This window comes from Kitasatospora sp. NPDC093558 (assembly GCF_040683475.1).
GTDB lineage: Bacteria > Actinomycetota > Actinomycetes > Streptomycetales > Streptomycetaceae > Kitasatospora.
Genome location: NZ_JBFBDY010000178.1, coordinates 1 through 6058, shown reverse-complemented (window position 1 = coordinate 6058; position 6058 = coordinate 1). Strand labels below are relative to the sequence as shown.

At 74.0% G+C, this 6058-nt stretch carries 4 protein-coding genes and 1 pseudogene; 4 read left to right on the top strand and 1 reads right to left on the bottom strand.

Features of this window, described 5'->3' with window-relative positions; genetic code table 11:
- Positions 1–298: pseudogene (locus tag AB0O00_RS18495) on the top strand (hypothetical protein); the annotation flags it as partial.
- Between the two features lie 220 nt (positions 299–518).
- Here the strand turns inward: AB0O00_RS18495 and AB0O00_RS18490 are convergent.
- Positions 519–2006 (bottom strand): cation:dicarboxylase symporter family transporter, encoded by a 1488-nt coding sequence (locus AB0O00_RS18490; RefSeq protein WP_363653022.1) that lies wholly within the window; start codon positions 2004–2006, stop codon positions 519–521.
- 196 nt (positions 2007–2202) lie between these two features.
- Here AB0O00_RS18490 and AB0O00_RS18485 point away from each other — a divergent pair, with 196 nt between their 5' ends.
- The 3 genes from AB0O00_RS18485 to AB0O00_RS18475 form a co-directional block, all read left to right on the top strand.
- Complete coding sequence (locus tag AB0O00_RS18485) at positions 2203–3966, top strand: sensor histidine kinase (RefSeq protein ID WP_363653020.1); 1764 nt, start codon at positions 2203–2205, stop codon at positions 3964–3966.
- Positions 3963–4724 (top strand): response regulator, encoded by a 762-nt coding sequence (locus tag AB0O00_RS18480; protein WP_363653018.1) that lies wholly within the window; start codon positions 3963–3965, stop codon positions 4722–4724. The genes AB0O00_RS18485 and AB0O00_RS18480 overlap by 4 nt, the downstream gene beginning before the upstream one ends.
- 265 nt (positions 4725–4989) lie before the next feature.
- Positions 4990–6058 (top strand): diaminobutyrate--2-oxoglutarate transaminase family protein (locus tag AB0O00_RS18475; protein WP_363653016.1); only part of this gene is annotated, 1069 nt, incomplete at its 3' end.

The following is a 6058-nucleotide window of genomic DNA, read 5'->3' as shown; positions in this document are numbered from 1 at the left end:
CAGCGGTCTGGTGACCGGCGGATACCTGCCGTTCGCGCTCGCCGTGCCGGCGCTCGTGCAGGCGGGAGCGGTCGACCCGGCGCGCGGAGCTGCGCACGGGCGGCTCGCGCTGTGGCGGGCGCTCGGTGCGATGGCGGGGGCGGACGGCCCGGACCGGGGCGAGGTGAACGCGCTGGTGGCTCGCATGCGGTGCTTCACGTGGTGCGAGCCGGCGGACGGCCTGCGGCATCTGCATGTGGCCCTGGAGGATCCGGCGTGCGGGCTCGCGTGGGCGGTCAGTGGGTCCGAGGAGCTATGACGGTGGGCGTGCGGTGGGCAGGCGGCGGACGGCGGACGGCGGGCAGCTCGACAGCCCGACAGCGGACGGCGAACAGATAACAGCTGACAGATAACAGAGTTTGAAATCTGTTATCTGTCAGCTGTCGTTTGCCGCCGTTCAGCCCTCGGCGGCATCCCCGGCCCGGCGCCATTCCGGGGGTAGTCAAGCAGCGCCGGGCGGGGAGTCGGGGGGTGGGACCTCAGGCCGCCGCCGGGGCGCCGCTCGTCACCGGAGCGGGCGCCGGGTCCACGGCCGCCGGTGCCGCGTCCTGCCCGCCGTGCGTGTCGATGAGCGTCCGCTCGTCGAACGGCAGCTCGCCCGCCAGTACCCGGCGCGCCCGCTCGGCGTCGAACTCGCCCGTCCAGCGGCCGATGAGGACGGTGGCGACGGCGTTGCCCGCGAAGTTGGTCAGCGCCCGGGCCTCGGACATGAACCGGTCGATACCGACGATCAGCCCGACCCCGTCCACCAGCGCCGGCTTGTGCGACTGCAGCCCGCCGGCCAGCGTGGCGAGCCCGGCGCCGGTGACCCCGGCCGCGCCCTTGCTGGCGATCACCATGAAGACCAGCAGCGAGAGCTGCTCGCCGATCGACATCGGCTTGTCCATCGCCTCGGAGATGAAGATCGACGCCATGGTGAGGTAGATCGCGGTGCCGTCGAGGTTGAAGCTGTAGCCGGTCGGCACGGTGATGCCGACGACCGGGCGGCTGACGCCCAGGTGCTCCATCTTGGCGATCAGGCGCGGCAGTGCGCTCTCGGACGACGACGTGGAGAGGATCAGCAGGAACTCGCGGCCGAGGTAGCGCAGCAGCGCGAACACGTTGACCCCGGCGACCAGCCGCAGCAGCGTGCCCAGGACCACCACGACGAACAGGGCACACGTGACGTAGAAGCCGATCATGATGACGGCGAGGCTCTTGAGCGCCGCGGTGCCGGTCGCCCCGACCACGGCCGCCATGGCACCGAAGGCGCCGACCGGCGCGACCCACATGATCATCGCCATGACCCGGAAGACGAGCCGCTGGACGTGCTCGACGCCGCGCAGCACCGGGGCGCCGGCCGGTCCCATCGCCTGCAGGGCGAAGCCGACGAGCAGCGCGACCAGCAGGGTCTGCAGCACCTTGCCCTCGGTGAGGGCCGAGACCAGGGTGTTCGGGATCATCCCGAGCAGGAAGTCGGCGGTGGACTGCGCGCCACCTGCCGCCGCCTGCGCGTGGCCGGACTTGGCCAGCGCGGCGGTCAGGTGCAGGCCGCCGCCCGGCTCCAGGAGGTTGCCGACCACGAGGCCGATCGCGAGCGCGACCGTCGACATGACGAGGAAGTAGCCGATCGCCAGTCCGCCGACCTTGCCGACCTTGGCGGCCTTGGTGACCGAGCCGATGCCGAGCACGATGGTGCAGAAGATGACCGGACTGATCATCATCTTGATGAGGTTGACGAAGCCCGTCCCCACCGGCTTCAGCTCGACCGCGAACCCAGGGGCGGCCAGACCGACCACCACGCCCGCGATCACGGCGGCGATGACGGCCAGGTAGAGGTAGTGGGTGCGGTCCCGCTTCGCGGCGGGCGGTTGCTCGGCGGGGCGCTGCCCGGCGGAAGCCAGTCCGGCCCCCTCCGGTGCGCGGTGCCCGTCCGGCTCCTCCTCGCGTCTGCCCCCCGTCGGCTGTGCGGCTCCAGCGATCGACATCTGCGGCTCCTTCGCCCTGCAGTCCTGGCGGCCCCGGGTGGTGGGCCGCTCCGACTATCGGCCCCGGGGGTGACGGAGGTCACGTTTACGTACATAGAGTTCACGACCGCAATGCGCCGCACGCGCGACCGTCCCGGTCCTGCGCGAAGCGCGCGCACCCCTCAGGCGTGCGGACGGGTGGTGCACACTGGCAGGCATGTCCGTGCGCACCCCCACTGCCACCGCGCCGCGCCGGCTGCACCCCGACCCGCGACGGCTGTTCGCCGACCCGCGCCGCCTGGTCCGCAGCCTGGCCGGGCAGCTGTTCGCCGTCCAGGTCGTCATCGTGGCCGCCGTGGTGGCGGGCGGTGCCGTGCTCGCGTACCTGTACACCGCCGACCGCACCGAGGCGGCCGCCCGCCGCGAGGTGACCGCCGTCGCCCACGCCGTCGCCGACTCGCCGACCGTCCGCTCCGCCGTCACCGGGCCCGACCCGACCGCCGTCCTCCAGCCGTACGCCGAGCAGGTCCGCGCCGACACCGGGGTCTCGTTCATCACCGTCATGAACACCGACGGCGTGCGCTGGACCCACCCGCTGCCCGAGCAGATCGGCAAGCGCTTCCTCGGGCACATCGACTGGGCGCTCGCCGGGCAGACCCGCAGCGAGACGTACACCGGCACGCTCGGCCCGTCGGTGCGCGTGGTCACGCCCGTCCTGGACGACCGGCACCGGGTGATCGCGCTCGTGAGCACGGGCATCACGCTGGAGAGCATCTCGAAGCAGCTGACCGGCCCGCTGCTGGCGCTGGTCGGGGTCGCGGTGGCCGCGCTCGCCGTCGGCGGGGCCGGCACGTACCTCGCCAACTCCCGTCTGCGCAGGCACACTCACGGTATGGGACCGGCCGAACTCAGCCACCTCTACGAGTACCACCAGGCGACGCTGCGCTCCGTGCGCGAGGGCCTGGTCCTGCTCGACCGCGCGCACCGGGTGGTGCTGTGCAACGACGCCGCCCGCGAACTCCTCGGCCTGGAAGGGGTGGTGGACGGACGGTCGGTCGACGCACTCGGCCTGCCGGAGGCGCTCGTGGCGGCCGTGCTCGGCGACGAGCCGGTCCGCGATGAGGTGCACCTGACCGCCGAACGGGTCGTCGTGCTCAACACCTCCACCATCGGTACCGGCCTCGGCCGCGTCGTCACCCTCCGCGATCACACCGAACTGCAGTCGCTCAGCGGCGAGTTGGACTCCGTGCGCGGCTTCACCGAGGCGCTCGGCGCGCAGGCGCACGAGGCCGCCAACCGGTTGCACGCCGTCGTCTCGCTCATCGAACTCGGGCGCCACGAACAGGCGGTGGAGTTCGCCACCGCCGAACTCGCCCTCGCCCAGCAGCTCACCGACCGGGTCGTCGCCGCCGTCGGCGAACCCGTGCTGGCCGCGCTGCTGCTCGGCAAGGCGGCCCAGGCGGCCGAGCGCGGCGTCGAACTGACCCTCACCGACGACAGCCGCATCGACGACGGCGTCCTGCCGCCCGGCCTCTCCGCGCGCGACCTCATCACCGTGCTCGGCAACCTGATCGACAACGCCGTGGACGCCGCGATCGCCGGCGCCGCCGAGAGCCCCGTCCCGCCCGAGGTCACCGTGACCGCGCGGATCGCCTCCGACGGCCTCGCCTCCGACGGCCTCGCCTCCGACGGCCTCGACGGCGGGGCCGAGCACCTGGTGCTGCGCGTCGCCGACACCGGGGCGGGCATCGACCCGGCGGCCGTCGAGGACGTGTTCCGGCGCGGCTGGAGCACCAAGCAGGACGGCCGCGGCCACGGCCTCGGACTGGCCCTCGTCGCCCAGGCCGCCCGGCGCAACGGCGGCACGGTCGAGGTCGGCCGCGAGCGCGGCGCGGTGCTCACCGTCCGGCTGCCGCTCACGGGGAGGGCCGCGAGTACGGGGATGGCTGCGAGTGCGGAGAGAGCGGGGGTGGTCTCGTGACCGCCGGCTTCGGACCGCCGGGCGCCGCCGGGGCCGCCTCCGGCATTTCGGTGCTGATTGTCGAGGACGACCCCGTCGCCGCCGCCGCGCACACCCTCTACGTCGAGCGCGAGCCCGGCTTCCGCGCCGTCGGCACGGTCCACAGCTGCGCCGACGCGCTGCGCTTCCTGGAACGCGCCCGCGCCGCCGGGACCCCCGTCGGCCTCACCCTGCTCGACCTCTACCTCCCGGACGGCCACGGCCTCCAGCTCTGCCGCACGCTGCGCGCCGCCGGTCACACCACCGACGTCATCGCGGTGACCTCGGCCCGCGACCTCGCCATGGTCCGGCAGGCGGTCTCGGCGGGGGTCGTCCAGTACCTGCTGAAACCGTTCAGCGCCGCCGCCCTGCACGACCGCCTCGAACGCTACGCCCGCTACCGCGACAGTCTCGGCCGCACCGGCGAGGCGATCGGCCAGGACGAGGTCGACCAGGCGCTCGCCCTGCTGCGCACGCCCGAGCGGACCGCCCTGCCCAAGGGCCTCAGCGCCCCGACCCTCGACACCATCGTGGGCGTGCTGCGCGAGGCCGCGACCGGGCTGTCGGCCGCCGCCGCGGGCGCTGCCGCCGGGGTCTCGCGGATCACCGCGCGCCGGTACCTCGAACACCTCGTCGACACCGGGCTCGCCGTGCGCGAGCCGCAGTACGGGAGCGTCGGGCGGCCGGAGCTCTGCTACCGCTGGAAGGCGGGGGACGGGCCGGCCGGACGCCGCGCGTGAAGCGCCCGCGGTGCCGCGCAGCCCCCGTCGTGCATGGAGTGCATGGAGTGCTTGGAGTGCTTGGAGTGTCGGCGCACCCTTGGGAGTCTCCGCGCCCCGAAGGGTCGGGCGGAAGATTTTCCGTGGGCCGTGACCTATGGTCCGCGCGCTCGTTGGGAAGACCGGGGGCAGTTCACCCGGTCGGGTGGTTCCGCGCACCCCGGGGCGTCCGGCCAGGTCAGGGGCGATAAAGTTAGGCTTACCTAACTTCTCTTGGGGGTCCGTCTTGTCGCTCGCCGCCATTCCCGCCCAGGCGCCCGGCGAGGCCGTCCTTCGCCGCCAGCGCGTCCGCGAGTCCTCCGCCCGGACGTACGCCCGCTCGTTCCCGATCGTCCCCGTCCGGGCGAACGGCATGACCGTCGAGGGCGCGGACGGACGGCGCTACCTCGACTGCCTCTCCGGCGCCGGGACGCTCGCCCTCGGGCACAACCACCCGGTGGTGCTGGAGGCGATCCGCCGCACCCTCGACAGCGGCGCGCCCCTGCACCTGCTCGACCTCGCCACCGCCGAGAAGGACGACTTCACCACCGCCCTCTTCGAGAGCCTGCCGCCCGAGTTCGCCGCGCGCGCCCGCGTGCACTTCTGCGGCCCGGCCGGGACGGACGCCGTCGAGGCCGCGCTCAAACTGATGCAGACCGCCACCGGCCGATCCAGCGCCCTCGCCTTCACCGGCGCCTACCACGGCATGACCGCCGGCGCCCTCGCCCTCACCGGCAACACCGCCGTCAAGGAACCCCTCCCGAGCGGCGGCGAGGTCGTCCGGCTGCCCTACCCCTACGGCTACCGCTGCCCGTTCGGCGTCGGCGGCGACGCGGGCGCGGGCCTGTCCGCCACCTACGTCGAGCGACTGCTCGATGACCCGTCCGGCGGCGTGACGACCCCGGCCGCGATGGTCCTGGAGGCCGTCCAGGGCGAGGGCGGCGTCGTGCCCGCCCCCGACGGCTGGCTCCGCGCGATGCGCCGCATCACCGCCGAGCGCGGCATCCCGCTGATCGTCGACGAGGTGCAGACCGGCGTCGGCCGCACCGGCCGGATGTGGGCCGTCGAGCACAGCGGCATCGTCCCGGACGCCATGGTGCTCTCCAAGGCCATCGGCGGCAGCCTCCCGCTCGCCGTCGTCGTCTACTGCGAGGACTACGACGGCTGGCGGCCCGGCGCCCACACCGGCACCTTCCGCGGCAACACCCTCGCCATGGCCGCCGGCGCCGCCACCCTGCGGTACGTCGCCGCCCACGGCCTCGCCGAGCGCGCCGCCGCCGTCGGCGAGCGGATGGCGGCCCGGCTGCGCGACCTCG